The following is a 15,199-nucleotide window of genomic DNA, read 5'->3' on the forward strand; positions in this document are numbered from 1 at the left end:
TCGTGACTTGGCGGCCCGGGGTTTCGATTTGCCGCTGCTGGATAGACAAGCGGCGACGAATACCGAACAATGCTGAGGCATGCTCAGGAAGAAAGCGACTCGCATCGTGAATGTCGGGCTGACGCAGATGAGCTGCTCGCCCGACGTGAAGGAAAACCGAGCCAAACAGCTTCGGCTGCTGGAGCAGGCGGCCAGGCAGGGCGCGCAGATCATCTGCACCCAGGAGCTGTTCGCCACGCAGTACTTCTGCCAGGTCGAGGACCATCGCTTCTTCAAGCTGGCCGAGACGATCCCCGGCCCCAGCACCGACGCCATCGCAAAGCTGGCCAGCAAGCACAAGGTGACGGTGATCGCCTCGCTGTTCGAGAAGCGTGCCGACGGGCTTTATCACAACACGGCGGCGGTGATCGGCCCGGACGGTTCGATCCTGGGGCTGTATCGCAAGATGCACATCCCGGATGATCCGCTGTACTACGAGAAGTTCTACTTCACGCCCGGGGACACGGGATTCCGCTGCTGGCGGACCGAACAGGCCAACATCGGCGTGCTGATCTGCTGGGATCAGTGGTTTCCCGAGGCCGCGCGGCTGACGGCCATCCAGGGCGCGCAGATCCTGTTTTATCCCACGGCGATCGGTTGGCATCCTGCCGAGAAGCAGCAGTACGGACAGGCGCAGCACGAAAGCTGGGAGCTGATCCAGCGATCGCACGCGGTAGCCAACGGCTGCTTCGTGGTCGTGCCCAACCGCGTCGGACTGGAGAAGATCCAGGGTCCGGATGGCAGATATGTCAATGAAGACGGCATCGAGTTCTGGGGCCAGAGTTTCGTGGCCGGGCCCAACGGGCAGGTCCTGGCCAGGGCGTCGGTGGACCGCGAACAGGTGCTGGTGGTGCCGTGCGATCTGGAGCGCGTGGAGTTCAGCCGAACGCACTGGCCATTCCTGCGTGATCGGCGGATCGACGCCTATGCGGACCTGACCAAACGATTCATCGACGACGCCGTGCCGTTCAAAGCATGAGCGCAAGCACAAGGGCTGGAACATGAGCGAATCGACTGCGACCGGAACGTGCGGGTTTTGCGGCAAAATGTCCGACCGTGTGGTGGAAGGCCCCAGCGGCGCCTACGCCTGCTGGGACTGCCTGTTGCGGGCCAGGGACGTGCTGGCCAATCTGCAAAAGACGTTCACGTGCAGCTTCTGCCTGGAAAGCGTGGCGGGCAGCTCGGTGGTCGAAGGGCCCAACGGCATTCACATGTGCGCGTCGTGCGTCGAGTCGGGCATCAAGCTGCTCAGCAGGTCATAACACGCCTGCGGTTAGGCAACAGCAGAACACCCGCGACCTCGATCAAAGGTGCTGCCGATTTCGGGGGCACAGGACTACAGCAGCCGACGTACGACACGGATGGTCAGGAAAAAGCTGAAGGTTTTGGACAAGACTCCCGCGGAGCTGGGCTACAGCTTCCCCGCGGAGTGGCACCGGCATGTGGCGACGTGGTTGAGCTGGCCGCGGCCGGAGGGGATTTCGTTCCCCGGGCGCTATCACAGGGTACCGCAGAATCTGGCGCGGATCGTGCGCGAGATTCAGTCGCGCGAGCAGGTGCATATCAACGTTCCCAACGAGAACTGGCGGTACATCGTCCGCCAGCAGCTCAAAGAGCACGGCTGCCCCACGCACAACGTGTTCTTTCACTTCATCAGGACCAACGAGTGCTGGTGCCGCGACCACGGGCCGGCCTTCGTGCTCCGAAGGTCCAGGCGCAAGGGACGCAGGGCGGAAGTCGCGATCGTGGACTGGGGCTTCAATGCGTGGGGCGGGAAGTATCCGCCATACGAGGATGACGATGCGGTGCCCACGCGGATCGCCGAGGAGCTGAACCTGCCGGTGTTTTACCCGGGCATCGTGATGGAAGGCGGGGCCGTGGACTTCAACGGCGCCGGCACCGTCATGACCACGACCTCCTGCCTGCTGAACAAGAATCGCAATCCCGGACTGTCCAAGCAGCAGATCGAGCAGTACCTCAAGGACTACTACGGACAGCGACACGTCGTGTGGCTGGGCGAAGGCATCGCCGGCGACGATACCGACGGACACATCGACGACCTGGCCCGGTTCATCAGTCCGACCAAAGTCGTCATCGGGATCGAACAGGACCCCAGAGACGAGAATTACCAGGTCCTCCAGGACAATCTCCAGCGGCTGCGCAAGGCAAGGGATCAGGACGGCCGGCCGTTCCAGATCATCGAGTTGCCGATGCCTGGCGTGGTCGAGCACGCCGGGCAGCGTTTGCCGGCCACGTACATGAACTTCTACTTTGTCAATGGAGCGTTGCTGGTTCCGACATACCGGCACCGTCGCAACGATCGCCGCGCCCTGCAAATCCTTCAGCAGCACCTGCCCGGGCACCGGGTGATCGGCATCGACTGCGTCGAGCTGATCTGGGGTCTGGGGGCGATCCACTGCCTGACGCAGCAGCAGCCCAGGCCGTAGCGTGTCCTGTGCCTGGCCCCGGGCGGCGTTGCGTGGGGGCGGGGGGTTCATTACGATGCCGCGCTTTGCGAATGACGGCGACCGTGGAGACGTACTCGATGCACCTGCCAAGCGGTATCCCCACGCTGAAGGATCTGGAAGCGCTGAAACAGACCGAGCTGTATCGCCAGCACGTGCAGTTCAACCGCGATTTCCTCGACAAGCACGCCGCCGCGATGGCCAGGTATGGCAGGCATTGGGGGCTGAATCCTTTTTCGCTGTGGAGCCGGCGGTGGGAGTATCCTTTTGCGGCGCAACGACTTATCAACTATGCCTCCGCCCGCCCCAACCAGCCGCTGCGGGTGCTGGATGCCGGTTCGGGCGTGACCTACTTCCCCTATTTCATCATCGAGCAGCTTCCCGCCGCCGAGTTCCTCTGCTGCGATTACGACCCCAGCTACGCCCGGCAATTCGCCGACATCAACCGTGACCGCGGACAGCCACGGGTGGAGTTTCTCCAGGCCGATCTGCGAAAGCTGCCGATCGAAAGCGCCAGCCTCGATGCTGTCTGCTGCATCTCCGTGCTCGAGCACACCGACAGCTACGGCCAGATCATCCGGGAGTTCTCGCGCGTGTTGCGAGCGGGCGGGTTGTTTGTGCTTACCTTCGACTTGTCGCTGGATGGGAAGTTCACGCTGCCCAGAGCGGCGGCCCAAGAGCTGCTGAAGGTGCTGGCGGAGAAGTTCGTGATGCCCGCCGGCTTCGACGCCGGTCGCGAGCTGGATCGCATGCACGAAAGCGGCATCCTCAGCACCGATCACGTGCGCAAAACCGAGCCGCAACTTCTGCCCTGGACGACGCCGGTGCGGGTGTACAAGGCCGTGCAGGACCTGTTTCAGGGCCGGGGCTGGACCGGCGGCTTCCGCTCGCGGACGATCTTCTGCATCGATGTGCTGAACAAAGGCGCCTGAGCGGGACTTTTCGTCAACAGACGCAACCGATGAGCCACGAAGCCACCAAGCCACGAAGCGGTCGCTGGAACCTCGGCGGTGGCTTTGTGTCTTCGGGTCCGGGTGATCCGAGTTCCGCTGTTGTGGCAGAGACTTCGCATCAGGTGCCGGCGCGAGCCAGCGCGACAATCGCGACATCGCGCGATGCGATCGCCTTCGCGATCACCTGTGTTCTGCTGCTGGCGATGTACCTGCCGCTTCAGAACCGCTGGTGGGTTCCCGGCGGCGACAGCGAAGTCTACATCGCCATCGCCCGAAACCTGGCGCTGGGCAACGGGTATCTGTTCAACGGCCAGCCGGTCAGCATGGTCCCGCCGGGCTGGTCGCAGGTCATGGCCTGGCTGATGAAGCTCTCGCCCAGCTTTCTGCTGCTGAAGCTGGTGAACATGAGCTGCATGTTCGGGGCGCTGGCGATAGGGTACTGGATCTGCCGGCGCTTCGCCGGGCCGGCGCTGTCGGCGCTGGTCATCGTCACCAGCGGTATCCTCTCCCACATCTACTCGCTGACGTTCTGGCTGCACAGCGACGCGCTGTTCTGCCTGATCTCGTCGGCGGCGCTGCTGCTGGCGATGCGGATCAACGAGGCGGGGCAACATCGCAGTTGGTGGTGGCGTTTTCCGCTTCTGGTGCTGCTGTGCGCCGCCAGCGTCTGGGTCCGCTGGGCCGGGATCTTCACCTGGCTGCTCGTCGCCGCCGCCCTGTACAACGGGCGACTTGTCCCCCGATGGGATCGGCTGATGTTCACGCTGCTGCTCAGCGGCGCCGTCACCGCCGCCACGTTCTTCGGGTTGCGATACAGCCTGGCCTCGGCGATTCCCCAGGACAAGGCCAGGCTCATCAAAAGCTGGGCTTCGGACGAGCCGCCCACGCCGATCATCGCCAGGGCCGACGCCACGGTGGCGCAGGCGTACCGGTTCTTCGACCCCGGCGGCGAGGGAGTCGGGGCATTGTTCGGCCGGGCGGGAAACTGGGGACAGTGGTTCAGCTACCTGCTGTGGCAGCCGCTGCGACTGGGCTGGAGCAACAAGTTCGTCGGCGCCGTGGCACTGCTGATCGGCTGGATCGTGCTGCTGCCCCTGCTGGTGCACGCCTGCTGGGCCGCGACGCGCGCCCAGTGGCTCTGGCCGGCCATGCTGCTGTATGCCCTGGCGCTGGCGCTGAACTGGCCAAGACCTAACGCGCGGTACTATGTCCCGCTGGCCTTTCTGATCGTGCTGGGCGTGTTCAAGGGAATGCAGATCATCCGCCAGCGGTTTCCCGCAGATCCGGTCGTGGCCGGATGCAAAGTGGCGCTGGGCTACTTCGTGGCGTCGCTGCTGCTGTGCAACGGCGCTTTATGGGCGGTGGATCTGTCCGTGGCGCGGTCGGACAACTTTTACGCCCGCTACGAGGCGGGACTGAACCGCGACCTGATCCAGGCGGCGCGCTGGCTGAATGACCGCGCGGTACAGGACGGGGAAATCGCCGTCTCGGAGTACTACGTGAATCTTGGCCGCGGGCGGATCAGCCGACTGGGACTGCGGGCCACCACCATGCTGACCGGCAAGGCGATCGTATCCGTGCCGATCCGCTACACGCGGCAGGGAGCAGATCCGCGCCGCAACAGCGAGTTTCTCAAGTGGGCCAGAAGCACGGGGATCAAGTATGTCCTGTATCAGCCGCCGGTCTCGCCGTGGCGGGTGTTCCATTTCCGCATGCCCTGGCTTCAGGAAGCGATGACCGGAGAACCGGCCTACGACACCGGCGCTGGCTGGCGGCTGTATGAGATCCCGCCCCAGGGCCAGGAGGCGATCCGCGTCAGCATCCAATACCCCGACGACTGGCCCACACGCGTGCCCGGGATGTAGATTCACACACAAGCATCAGCCAAAGGCATGTCCAGCACGGTGCACATGGTCGTTGAACAGCCGGCGAGCAGCGTCGCGACGGTGGCGCGTCGTCGCGGCTGGCTTCGCGGCGCGACCTGGGGCGGCATCGTCGTGGCGATGGCGCTGCTCGGAATCTACGCCCTGCTGCACAACCCTTACTGGGTTCGCGGCGGAGACAGCGAGGTCTATATCGGCATCGCGCGTCGCCTGGCGGGCGGACAGGGCATGCGTTTCAACGGACAACCGGTGGCGATGGTGCCACCGGGCTGGCCGCTGCTGCTGGCGGCGGCGATGAAGATCTCCACCTCCTTCGCCCTGCTGAAGCTGATCCCCATGCTGTCGATGGTGGGCGGGTTGACGATGTTCTATTTCGCGCTGCTGCGGGTGGTTCCGGGGCAGCGGGCGGGGATCGTCATCCTCAGCACCGCCCTGCTCGGGTCGGTGGCGCCGCTGACCTACTGGTTTCATGGTGAGGGGTTTTTCCTGCTGCTGTCGGCGGCGGCGCTGCTGCTGGCCTGCCAGATCAACGAAGGCAAGGCCGCGTGGTGGCGGATCGCGCTGTGCGTGGCACTGTGCGCCGCCAGCCTCACCGCCCGCTGGACGGGCATCCTCTTCTGGCCGCTGATCGCCGCGGCGCTGCTTCGCGGGCGGACGCTCTGGCCCAGGCTCGATCGCGCGTGGATCGCCGTGGGGCTGACGCTGCTGCTCACGCTGGCGACGTTTTTTGGCCTGCGGCGGGCGCTGCGCGTCGAGCAGCATCAGATCGATCCGCGTTTTGACGCGTCGCTGTCGGTGCCTTACGACATCGTCAACGAGGCCAGCGACCGCAAGAGCTACCTCGATCGTCTGCTCGACGCCGACCTGTGGGTCGCTGCCCTGCTCTGGTCGCCGCTGATGCCCTACGCCCAGGTGCGTCCGTATACCAGCGCCGCAGGATGGCTGGTGATCGGATTGTGCCTGCTGACGGTCATCGACGCGATCCGCCGGCGGCAGTGGATCTGGCTGGCGATGGCGGCGTATTGCGGGGCGCTGATCCTGAACTGGCCCAGCGCCGTGGCGCGGTATTTTGTGCCGGTGGCGCCGCTGCTGCTGGCGGCGACGTTGCAGGGATTCACCCGGGCGGCGGACTGGCTGCCAAAGCCCGAGTGGCGCCAGAACGTCGGTCTGGGACTGCGCGCCGGTTTCGCCGGGCTGGTCCTGCTGCCCAATGTCGCCTCGTATGCGATGGACGTCTGGGCGATGCGAGCGACGGATTTTTACGCGCGCTGGCAGGGCGGCACGGACAGGAGCCTGGTCGCCGCCGCCCGGTGGTTGCGCGACCATGATCTGAAGGACGGCGAGCTGGTCGTGACGCGGCGCTACTCGACGGTCAATTCGGACCGTTACACCAACGGGTGGATGCGCGCCGCGCACGTGCTGACCGATCGCGCCGTCATGACCATGCCCGATTCGCTTTCGCGAGACCCGGACAGCGCCGTGATCCAGTGGATGCAGCAGAACAACGCCCGATATTACCTGTACCTGCCTCGAGTGTACGTCTTCGGTCATTTCCGGCGGCTGTCGTGGAACGGAGTTCCGCTGTATCCGCAGGACACGGACTGGCGGCTGTACGAGCGAGTGGGCGAGCAGATCCGGCAGATCAGCGTCGAGCCGATCGAATCGGGCGTACGCAATGTCCCGGGCCTGTAGGGCCCTGTTGACGCACAACGGCGGGCGATGCCCGCCTTAATGTCTTGCACTCACGCGAGCCTGACAACCTCAGCATCGTCGTCCCGATCGTCGCGGGCGTGGGCAACGCTTTGATGGCCGTGCCGATGGTGCGGCAGCTCAAGCGCGCCCGACCACACGCCCGCGTCTGCGTTCTGGCGCGAATCAACGCGATGGCCGAACCGTTCCGGCGACTGCCCGGGGTGGACGAGGTGTTCGTCACCGGCAATGGCCTGCGCGGTCAGCTTCGGGCCGTGCGATGGATGCGGCAACACGTGCCGGACGTGTTGCTCATTCCCTTTCCGTCCAACCGCTGGCAGTACAACGCGCTGGCGCTGGCCAGCGGCGCGCGGCGCGTGATCGCGCATCGCTATCCGGTGGGCCACGTGCGGACGCTGGCGTTTGTGGTGGGCGATCGACTGGAGGCGCAGCGGGGTATTCACGACGTCGTGCAGAACCTGCGCCTGCTGCAACTGCTGGACGTCGAGCCAGACCCGACCGAGCCGCCGCGATTCGCCCTGGGTGAACACGACCGCAACCGCGCACGCCAGCTTCTGGGCGCCGCGGGCGTCGGCGATGACGCCACCTTCATCGCCATCCACGCCGGAAGCGCCAAAACCGTGCTGGCGCGGGCGAAGCGCTGGCCGGCCGACAACTACGCGCAGCTCATTCGCATGCTTCAGCAGCAGGTGTGCGACGACATCGTGCTTTTGGAGGGACCGGATGAGACAGGCGTTGGCGATGAGATCCTCAATGCCCTGGGCAGCAATGCGCAACGAGGCGATCACGGCGTGCACGTGATGCGTCTGAGCGGGCCGCTGGGCGACGCCGCGGCGGTGCTGGAGCGGGCGCGATTGTACGTCGGATCGGATTCGGGGCTGGCGCATCTGGCCGCGGCGGTGGGAACGCCCCCGGTCACGCTGTTCGCCCCGGCCGACCCGGATCGCGTCTGCCCGTTCGGATATCGGCATCTGGTGGTGCAGTCGCCACGCAACTGCGGACCGTGCTTTTTGTACCCGTGGCAGGCGACGCGGCCCGTGGTTCGCTGCCGCGAGCCGTACTGCATCAGCGCGATCACGGTCTCGATGGTGATGGATGCGGTGCATCGTGCGCTGCGGGAGACTGCGCCCGTGGCCGCAACAAACAAGGCGGTGCACGTATGAGCCTGCTGCCGGCCGACACCTCGCCGCAGGATGCACCGGCGCCCGCCCGATCGCCGCGGCGGCTGCTGATCCGCAGCCTCAAGTGGATCCTGCTGCTGCTGGTGCTGGGTCTGGTGGGCCGCGCGCTGTACCGGCAGCTTGCGCTGATCGATTTGGCGACGCTGCGTTTCAGGCCCGCGCCGCTGCTGGGCGCGGTTGCGGCGCTGCTGGTGGTCCCGCTGGTGCAGCTCGTGTCGTATCGGGTGATGCTCGGCGCCTACGCGCACGCCCCGCCGTGGGGCGCTCTGGCGGCGGCGGCGTGGATCCCGATGCTGGGCAAGTACATCCCCGGAAAGCTCGCCAGCTTCGCCGGCGCGGTTTACCTGCTGCGAAAGTTTCAGATCCCCGGCGCCATTGCCCTCAGCGTTGTGCTGGCACTGGATGGCATGATGATCGTCACGGGGCTGATCGTCGGCGCGCCTCTGCTGCTGTGGCCGCCGGTGCAGCAGATTCTACCGCTGGGCTGGCTGTGGTGCATGCTGGTCATCATGGCAGGGCTGGTGTGCCTGCACCCGCAGATCTACGGACGCATCGTGAACTTCGCGCTGCGAAGGCTCAGACGCCAGCCCCTGGATCACATGCCGCCGCTGCGGGTCTACGGCTGGCCGGTGATCTGCTGCTTCGTGCAGTGGATCGCGGTGGGGCTGACGCTGTGGCTGCTGGGGCTTTCGGTGGGGCAGGTCTCGGCGCAGCGGCTTCCGCTGCTGGTGGGCATCGGAGGTCTGGCGTACACGGTCAGCTACCTGGTGCTGTTTGCGCCTGGGGGGTTTGGCGTTCGCGAGGCGATCTTTCTGGGGGCGCTGAAGAACGTGGTTGTCCCGGCGCCGGCGGCGGCGATCGTCGTGGTCGGCACGCGCATCGTGCAAATCCTGGTGGAACTGCTGATCGCGCTGGTCGGGATGCTGATCCTGCGGATCGTCACGGCCCGCGCCGCTCAGGATCGCCGCGACGGCTTGCTGGCCAGCAACACCACCCGGTAGATCGCAAGCTGCCGAAAGATCGGCTGCATGCTCCACAGCCGCTCCAGCCAGTTGAAGATCGGGATCATCGAAGGCGGCTCGATGTGCCGCGCGATCTCAAAACCCGCCTCTTGCAGCGCCTGCTTGATCACCGGGGCCGTGCGAAGCCCGGTGTGCGCCGGATGCTGCTTGAGGATGATGTTGTAGTGCTTGAGCCGTTCGATCCAGTGCAGCGGATTGGGCGTGTAGATGAAGTAGGTTCCGCCCGGTTTGAGCAGCCGATACGCCTCTCGGAAGATCGCCATCATCGTCTCGTAGCCGCAATGTTCGGTCACGTCGGCGCTGAGGGCCTTGTCGAATGAGGCGTCGGGGATGTGGGGCAGGTGGCCGGCGTCGCCGACTTCGAAGCTGGCCTGCGGAAACTGGGCACAATGCCGTCGCGCGGTCTGGATCGCCACTTCCGAGAGGTCCACGCCGTGGACAATCGCTCCCTTGCTGGAAAGAAAATGCGCCGCCAGTCCCGCGCCGCAGCCCAGGTCGATGATCCGATCGCCCGGGCGTGGGTCCAGACACTCCTGCATCCACTTCAGCCGCCACTTGTGGCTGCGGTAATGCTGGTTCTCCAGGATCCACTGGTAGTAGGCCTGGTTGTACTCCTCGGTGGTGTACGAGGGATCGGCCGGTCTTATGCGAAGATCGCCGTCGGCAGTGGTATTGGCGTTGGACACTGGCGTGAAAATATCCGGTCGGGACGGAATGTTCCAGCGCGGCCCGGACATTGCCCCGCACGGCGGGCGGGTCGGGCATCGGGCGGCCGCGGGCTTGGCGGGGACTTGATGATTTCGCGGCGTTTTTGTGTATACTTCGCGGCCCGGACGCGGGAGCCTTCAACTGGGGCTGGTTGGCGGTTGCCGGTGGTTCCCGTGCTGCTTCCGGTGGTTGTCAGTTTGATCCACACACGCAGTTGCAGGAGGCAACATCATGGCGGACATCGCTGGGCAGGCAGAGTTCCCGACGATCATCGGGCCTGACGCGTCGTTCAAGGGGGAAATGACTTTCGAGAAGGGCCTGCGGCTTCAGGGCAAGTTCGACGGCAAGATCAACACCGCCGGACGGTTGCACGTGGCGCGTGAGGCGAAGATGAACGCCGACGTGGAGGCCGGCGCCATCGTCGTCGAGGGCGAAGTGCGCGGCAATCTCTCCGCCAACGACCGCATCGAGCTCAAAGCCAGCGCGCGCTATGAAGGAGACCTTCGCGCCAGCAAGCTGGTGGTGGATGAGGGAGCGGTGTTCAGCGGGCACGTATCGGTCGGCCCGGACGCGACCAAGGGTCGTGCCCCCGCGACCGCGGCAGGGCTGGGCGGCGCAAAGCCTCCTGCCGCACCCGTCGCCGCCACGCCGGTCAAGGCGTAGCTCGCCTCGGCGGTGATGGCCTGACGAGGTCTGTGTCCATCCGGTTCTGATCTGGCTGGCCTGGAGTCAACTCATCACGCTTTCCTGGCCGCCGCCCGCGCCCGGGCTGTTGCTGAGTCATGGCTTCTGCGACCTACAGCGTGCCCCCACCCGATGATCGGCAGATCATCGTCTGCCTCTACTGCGCCAAGCCGCTGGAGATCAGCCGAAAGGCCATGAGCGTCACCTGCAAGTTCTGCCACAAGCCCCTGCGACTGGAAGACGTGCAGATCAAGGTCTACGAGGCCAGACGACACATCGACACCTGCGGCGTGGTGACGGTGGAGAAAAAAGGCAACGTTGTGGCCGACCGAATCCTGTGCGGCGGAGCGATCATCCGCGGCAAGGTCAAGGCGGCGATCACCAGCCGCGGGCCGGTCCTGGTCGGACCCGAGGCCGAAATCAAGGGCGATGTGACCGCCCCGACTCTGGCGGTTGGCGCCGGGGCCATCCTCGAAGGCCAATACCGCATCGGGCAGTTCGAGCAGGACGATTCCGCGCGCAAGCGTTGAGCAACGGGCGAACAGGCCATTTGCTCAAGGCCGCATCAGGTGATTCAGCTTCTGGATCTGGCTGTGGGCCTGTTCCAGCACCCTCGGTGATTCCAAAAATCGCATGCAACTGATGTGGCTGCATCGTCGCGAGTAGCACGGACTGCATGGGATCTGCACGCGCAAGACGCTGTCGGGTCGCCGGTATGGGCCGGTGCGGATCGGGTTGGTCGGGCCGAAGATCGTGACCAGAGGCCGGCCCAGCGCCGCAGCGATGTGCATCGGGCCGCTGTCGTTGGCGATGACCAGTGTCGCCCGCTCCAACAGAGCCACAAGCTGCCGGAGGCTGGTTTTGCCGGTCAGATCGAGCGGGCCGGCGTCGCCATCGGCCGCAAGCCGGCGGATTTCCTGCGCGATCGGCACCGCGTCGGCTCCGCCGGCGATCACGCTGACAAGCCCCAGATCCCGCCGCAGCGGCCCGACCAGTTCGGCAAAACGCTCCGCCGGCCAGCGCTTGGTCGGCCAGTTGGTCCCCGGCAGCAGGACGGCGTAAGGACCGCGATCGCCCACAAGCGTCTGAACCTGCTCCCGTTCCGCCGGGTCGATTGAAAAATCGAACTCGATCGGGGCTCGTCCACAACCCAGTGCTTCGGTGATGCACAGATACCGGTCGATGGCATGTTGCTCCATCGAGTCGATCGGCACGTGATGGGTGTAAAACAGCGGCGCCAGCTCGCGCGCGTTGGAGAAACCCACACGCATCGCCGCCCCGCTCAGGGCCGAGAGCACCCCGCTGCGAAGCAGCCCCTGAAGATCGATCACCAGGTCGAATTGCCGATTCCGAAGCTGACGCAGGAAACGCCCCAGCTCCGCCGCCGTGGAGATGTTCCACCAGCCGCTGCCGAAACGCTGGCGATCAAAGGTGATGATCTCGTCGAGCTGGCGATGACCCCGCAGCAGTCCCGCGAACGCGCTGCCCACGAGCCAGGCGATGTGCGCCTGCGGCCAGCGGCGACGAAGCAGGCTCAACACCGGCAGCGTGTGCACCACATCGCCCAGGGCACTGGGTTTGATGATCAGAATCCGCCGCGGCGGAGAACTGTCCAGATCGATGCGCGTCATCGCAGTTTCAATTCAACACCACGGGCAATGGAATCTGTCAGCTCTGGCGGCCAATCTGCCCGCGCGCAAACGGAGCATAACCCTGGCACAGCGCCAGCGAATCCTCCGCAGTGTACTGCGGATGCTGCTTCATCGCCCGCAGCAGTCGCCGAATCCCCCAGCTCACCAGCCAGTAGTTCAGCGGCCGGATTCCGTCGGTGTCGATCATGACCGGTGTTGGCCCGGCCGGGTCGTGCGAGTCGTCGAAGACGATCCAGTTGGTGCTCTTGGCGTCGTAATGTGCCAGGCCGCTGCGCTCGATGCGGCGCAGTGTCCTGCCGAGCCGGCGAAAGAGCATGTCGCGACGCTGCGGGTCGGTCGAATCCAGGTCGATGCGATCCAGCGATTCTCCGGGCACGTGCTCGAAAACCACGATCGCGTCGATCACGTATCCCAGAACCCGTCGCTCCATCAGCAGCAACGGCCACTCGCAAGGCAGTTGCCGGACGATGAGCTGCCAGGCCTTCAGCCACATGCGTCGGGCCCGCGCCGGGCGAAACAGGTCCAGCACATAGCGATGCCAGGCCTTGCGTCGCGGACGCTTGACCACCACCGCGATGGGGCGACCGGCCAGCACCACCTGCCCCGCCAGCACCTGCCCGCTGGAATCACTCTTGAGCACCGTAAGCTGATCCGACTGGATCTGCGCCAGCAGCATCGGCCAGGCCAGTTCCCAATCCCGCCGCGATGCCCCCAGGCGGCTGGCCAGTGACCAGGCAACCGCCCACCGCGACGATTGCGTAAACAGACCCGACCACGGCCCGGCGCGCAGCCGGCCCCAGTCCCGGCCTCGCAGGTGCCGAAACTGCCGCCGCCACAGCTTTTCGCTCAGCGGATTTTTCCGCGGCCAGGGGTCGTCGGGGTTCAACCGCAGCCAACCGCGGAGCAGTTCGGTACGTGTGGCGAATCTCGCCGCATCATGGGCAAAGCTGAACAGGTGCGCAAGCCTCAGCCCGCCGCGACGCAACTGCCTGACATCCAGCAGCCACAGCCGATCGTCGCGAACCAGGAAACTGTCCAGCGACAGCGATGGATGCCCGAACCGCGCCCGCCCGATGCCATACAGGATTTCGACCAGGCCTGCTGCGATGGCCCGTCGCTGCGATGCCGGCAGTGGCTGACCGCTCAGCCGACGCTCCCGCAGAAACGTGCCCAGCGGGACGGCGCCGCTGATGGCCTCGACGATCAACGCGTCGCCCAACTGCTGGCCGATGCGAAGGCCCGCCAGATGCGCGATGGCTCGCGGGACCGGCACCGCGGCGCGCTGCATCTGCTGAAATCGAACAAACTCCGCGAAGGCGCCGCCTCGCCGCAGCAGCGAGCCGAAGGCGTTTGGCCTGGGGTAGAAATACAGGTAATACTCGCGCCCGCCGTGCGCAAAGCTCCACACCTGGCGATGCGCATCGTGGCGAACCAGCCGCCCAAGGCGATCCAACTGCCCCAGCGTCTGTTGTAGCGTCTGCGAATCCAGCGATTCCACCGATTCCACCGCCGAGGTTATATCCCGCGTACGCGTCGTTGTCTTGCAGGTGTGCTTCCGCCCGGGCGTGCCCGAGTTTCCCAAAGCCTCCGCCGAACGGTCCGGCGACAGGCCTGTTTAGCCGTGTGCGTAAACTGGTCGCAGCCGGTTCTTTCGCACCATGGCGTCCTACGGCGTCTGGCCATGCCGTGAACGCTCGCTCGACCGAAAGACCCGCGAGACGGGCTTACCTACGTCTGCCGGAATTACTCGAGAGGCGCAGACCAGAATGCCCGTATCGTTCACTCGACCCTCAACCGATGGCGCTTACACGCCACCGAGGTGGGCGATCGCGCCCTTATGCTCTTCCGAATCTCGGATTGCCAATTTGGTCAAGACCGTCCAATGACGTCTGACTCGGTGAGTCTATATGTGCGCTCAGGTATCCGATCTAGGCACTGTCTGAAAACAGTAGTTTGAGATACCGGCGGATCATCGCCAACTGCAGCATTCCATGGAAATGCACGGCCAGCTTCTCGAACCGCGTTCCGATGCGCCGGAACTCCTTGAGCCAGCCGACGCACTGCTCGGCCACGCAGCGGCCGCGGTAGGCCCAGCGGTCGAACCACACCGCCGGGTCATGTCGCGCCAGCTCATTTTCCCTGTGCGGAATCACCGGCTCGATCTTCTGCTCGGCCAGCCAGTCGCGCACGCGCTGCACGCTGTATCCTTTGTCGCCGGCGAGCTTGCGGGGCTTGTGGCGACGCTTGCGTTTCTTTCGTCGTCGGCCGATCAGCGTCGCGATCGCCTCTGCGATGACCGATTCGGCGCGCGTCGATTCGTGGACTTGCCCGGCGGTGACTTCGATGGCAAGCGGAGTGCCCGCACCGTCAGTGACCACGTGGAATTTGGAGCCAAACCCGCCTCGCGAGCGGCCCAGTGCGTGGTCGGCGGGTTCGTCGGGGTGCCGTCGGCAACTTTTTTGTCAGCCCCGGCCGCAGCGCGGGCGGCGCGGACGGATGACCCGTCCACGCACCACAGTTCCCAGTCGATGTATCCCTGGTTGTCGAGCTTGACCTGCAGCGTCTCGATGATGCGGGCAAAGACGCCGCTTTTTTCGCCACTTGCGAAAGTGGTCGTACACGGTCTGCCAGGGGCCGAAGCGTTCGGGCAGATCGCGCCAAGGCGCGCCGGTACAGAGAATCCAGAAAATACCGTTGAGCAGCGTTCGTCGATCGCGAGCCGGGCGTCCGGTTCGGGCCGTGCTCCGCGGCAGATGCGGCTCGACCAACGCCCATTGCTCGTCCGTCAGCTCGTGGCGTTTCATGAGTGGCGACCTCCATGTCGTCACGGCAGTGTATGCGAATTCGGAGTTTTCAGACAGAGCCTAGCATGACAGCGCTACGTAGAGTTGACCTGAATCAC

Annotated in this window: 13 protein-coding genes and 1 pseudogene; 10 read left to right on the forward strand and 4 right to left on the reverse strand. The window is 65.2% G+C overall.

From position 1 onward, the window contains the following. Window positions 1–79 precede the first annotated feature (79 nt). The 8 genes from ACQS5P_RS10975 (at window position 80) to ACQS5P_RS11010 (ending at window position 9,232) form a co-directional block, all read left to right on the forward strand. Window positions 80–1,018, forward strand: coding sequence for a carbon-nitrogen hydrolase (locus tag ACQS5P_RS10975; RefSeq protein WP_428940938.1), 939 nt, complete (start codon window positions 80–82; stop codon window positions 1,016–1,018). A gap of 22 nt (window positions 1,019–1,040) precedes the next feature. Then, window positions 1,041–1,301 (forward strand): hypothetical protein, encoded by a 261-nt coding sequence (locus tag ACQS5P_RS10980; RefSeq protein WP_428940939.1) that lies wholly within the window; start codon window positions 1,041–1,043, stop codon window positions 1,299–1,301. A 48-nt stretch (window positions 1,302–1,349) separates the two neighbouring features. After that, complete coding sequence (locus ACQS5P_RS10985) at window positions 1,350–2,486, forward strand: agmatine deiminase family protein (protein ID WP_428940940.1); 1,137 nt, start codon at window positions 1,350–1,352, stop codon at window positions 2,484–2,486. A 71-nt stretch (window positions 2,487–2,557) separates the two neighbouring features. Continuing rightward, a complete protein-coding gene (locus tag ACQS5P_RS10990) occupies window positions 2,558–3,436 on the forward strand; it encodes a class I SAM-dependent methyltransferase (protein WP_428940941.1) in 879 nt (292 codons plus the stop codon). Window positions 3,437–3,558: 122 nt separating this feature from the next. Beyond that, entirely contained in the window at window positions 3,559–5,322 is a 1,764-nt protein-coding gene (locus ACQS5P_RS10995) for a hypothetical protein (RefSeq protein ID WP_428940942.1), read from the forward strand. Window positions 5,323–5,349: 27 nt separating this feature from the next. Then, on the forward strand, window positions 5,350–7,032 hold the full coding sequence (locus tag ACQS5P_RS11000) for a hypothetical protein (protein WP_428940943.1): 1,683 nt from the start codon (window positions 5,350–5,352) through the stop codon (window positions 7,030–7,032). 44 nt (window positions 7,033–7,076) lie between these two features. After that, on the forward strand, window positions 7,077–8,213 hold the full coding sequence (locus tag ACQS5P_RS11005; RefSeq protein WP_428940944.1) for a glycosyltransferase family 9 protein: 1,137 nt from the start codon (window positions 7,077–7,079) through the stop codon (window positions 8,211–8,213). Next, window positions 8,210–9,232 carry a lysylphosphatidylglycerol synthase domain-containing protein gene (locus ACQS5P_RS11010; RefSeq protein WP_428940945.1) on the forward strand — a complete coding sequence of 341 codons (1,023 nt, stop codon included), beginning with the start codon at window positions 8,210–8,212 and terminating at the stop codon, window positions 9,230–9,232. Before ACQS5P_RS11005 ends, ACQS5P_RS11010 begins: the two co-directional genes overlap by 4 nt. Here the strand turns inward: ACQS5P_RS11010 and ACQS5P_RS11015 are convergent. Further along, window positions 9,187–9,939 (reverse strand): class I SAM-dependent methyltransferase, encoded by a 753-nt coding sequence (locus tag ACQS5P_RS11015; protein ID WP_428940946.1) that lies wholly within the window; start codon window positions 9,937–9,939, stop codon window positions 9,187–9,189. The two genes, ACQS5P_RS11010 and ACQS5P_RS11015, sit on opposite strands and share 46 nt — an antisense overlap. 253 nt (window positions 9,940–10,192) lie before the next feature. Between ACQS5P_RS11015 and ACQS5P_RS11020 the strand changes: the two genes are divergently transcribed. Both ACQS5P_RS11020 and ACQS5P_RS11025 read left to right on the forward strand, forming a co-directional pair. Then, entirely contained in the window at window positions 10,193–10,624 is a 432-nt protein-coding gene (locus ACQS5P_RS11020) for a bactofilin family protein (protein ID WP_428940947.1), read from the forward strand. 119 nt (window positions 10,625–10,743) lie between these two features. Beyond that, window positions 10,744–11,175, forward strand: coding sequence for a polymer-forming cytoskeletal protein (locus tag ACQS5P_RS11025; protein WP_428940948.1), 432 nt, complete (start codon window positions 10,744–10,746; stop codon window positions 11,173–11,175). A 24-nt stretch (window positions 11,176–11,199) separates the two neighbouring features. On the opposite strand, the gene waaC is transcribed toward ACQS5P_RS11025, so the two are convergent. The 3 genes and pseudogenes from waaC to ACQS5P_RS11040 all read right to left on the reverse strand — a co-directional run bounded on the left by waaC (window position 11,200) and on the right by ACQS5P_RS11040 (window position 15,101). Next, the gene (waaC, locus tag ACQS5P_RS11030) at window positions 11,200–12,276 is read right to left on the reverse strand and encodes a lipopolysaccharide heptosyltransferase I (RefSeq protein WP_428940949.1); all 1,077 of its coding nucleotides are present in this window, start codon (window positions 12,274–12,276) and stop codon (window positions 11,200–11,202) included. Window positions 12,277–12,313: 37 nt separating this feature from the next. Next, window positions 12,314–13,804 (reverse strand): hypothetical protein, encoded by a 1,491-nt coding sequence (locus tag ACQS5P_RS11035; RefSeq protein ID WP_428940950.1) that lies wholly within the window; start codon window positions 13,802–13,804, stop codon window positions 12,314–12,316. 421 nt (window positions 13,805–14,225) lie between these two features. Further along, window positions 14,226–15,101 (reverse strand): annotated as a pseudogene (locus ACQS5P_RS11040) (IS5 family transposase). Between the last annotated feature and the right edge of the window lie 98 nt (window positions 15,102–15,199).

Origin of the sequence: Fontivita pretiosa, assembly GCF_050410795.1 — a bacterium.
GTDB classification, from domain to species: domain Bacteria; phylum Planctomycetota; class Phycisphaerae; order Tepidisphaerales; family Tepidisphaeraceae; genus Fontivita; species Fontivita pretiosa.

Excerpts from the sequence above, each read along its gene's own strand:
- ACQS5P_RS10975 (WP_428940938.1), top strand. The coding sequence starts at position 80 with ATGCTCAGGAAGAAAGCGACTCGCATCGTGAATGTCGGGCTGACGCAG.
- ACQS5P_RS10980 (WP_428940939.1), top strand. The coding sequence starts at position 1,041 with ATGAGCGAATCGACTGCGACCGGAACGTGCGGGTTTTGCGGCAAAATG.
- ACQS5P_RS10990 (WP_428940941.1), top strand. The coding sequence starts at position 2,558 with ATGACGGCGACCGTGGAGACGTACTCGATGCACCTGCCAAGCGGTATC.
- ACQS5P_RS11000 (WP_428940943.1), top strand. The coding sequence starts at position 5,350 with ATGTCCAGCACGGTGCACATGGTCGTTGAACAGCCGGCGAGCAGCGTC.
- ACQS5P_RS11010 (WP_428940945.1), top strand. The coding sequence starts at position 8,210 with ATGAGCCTGCTGCCGGCCGACACCTCGCCGCAGGATGCACCGGCGCCC.
- ACQS5P_RS11020 (WP_428940947.1), top strand. The coding sequence starts at position 10,193 with ATGGCGGACATCGCTGGGCAGGCAGAGTTCCCGACGATCATCGGGCCT.
- ACQS5P_RS11025 (WP_428940948.1), top strand. The coding sequence starts at position 10,744 with ATGGCTTCTGCGACCTACAGCGTGCCCCCACCCGATGATCGGCAGATC.
- waaC (WP_428940949.1), bottom strand. The coding sequence starts at position 12,276 with ATGACGCGCATCGATCTGGACAGTTCTCCGCCGCGGCGGATTCTGATC.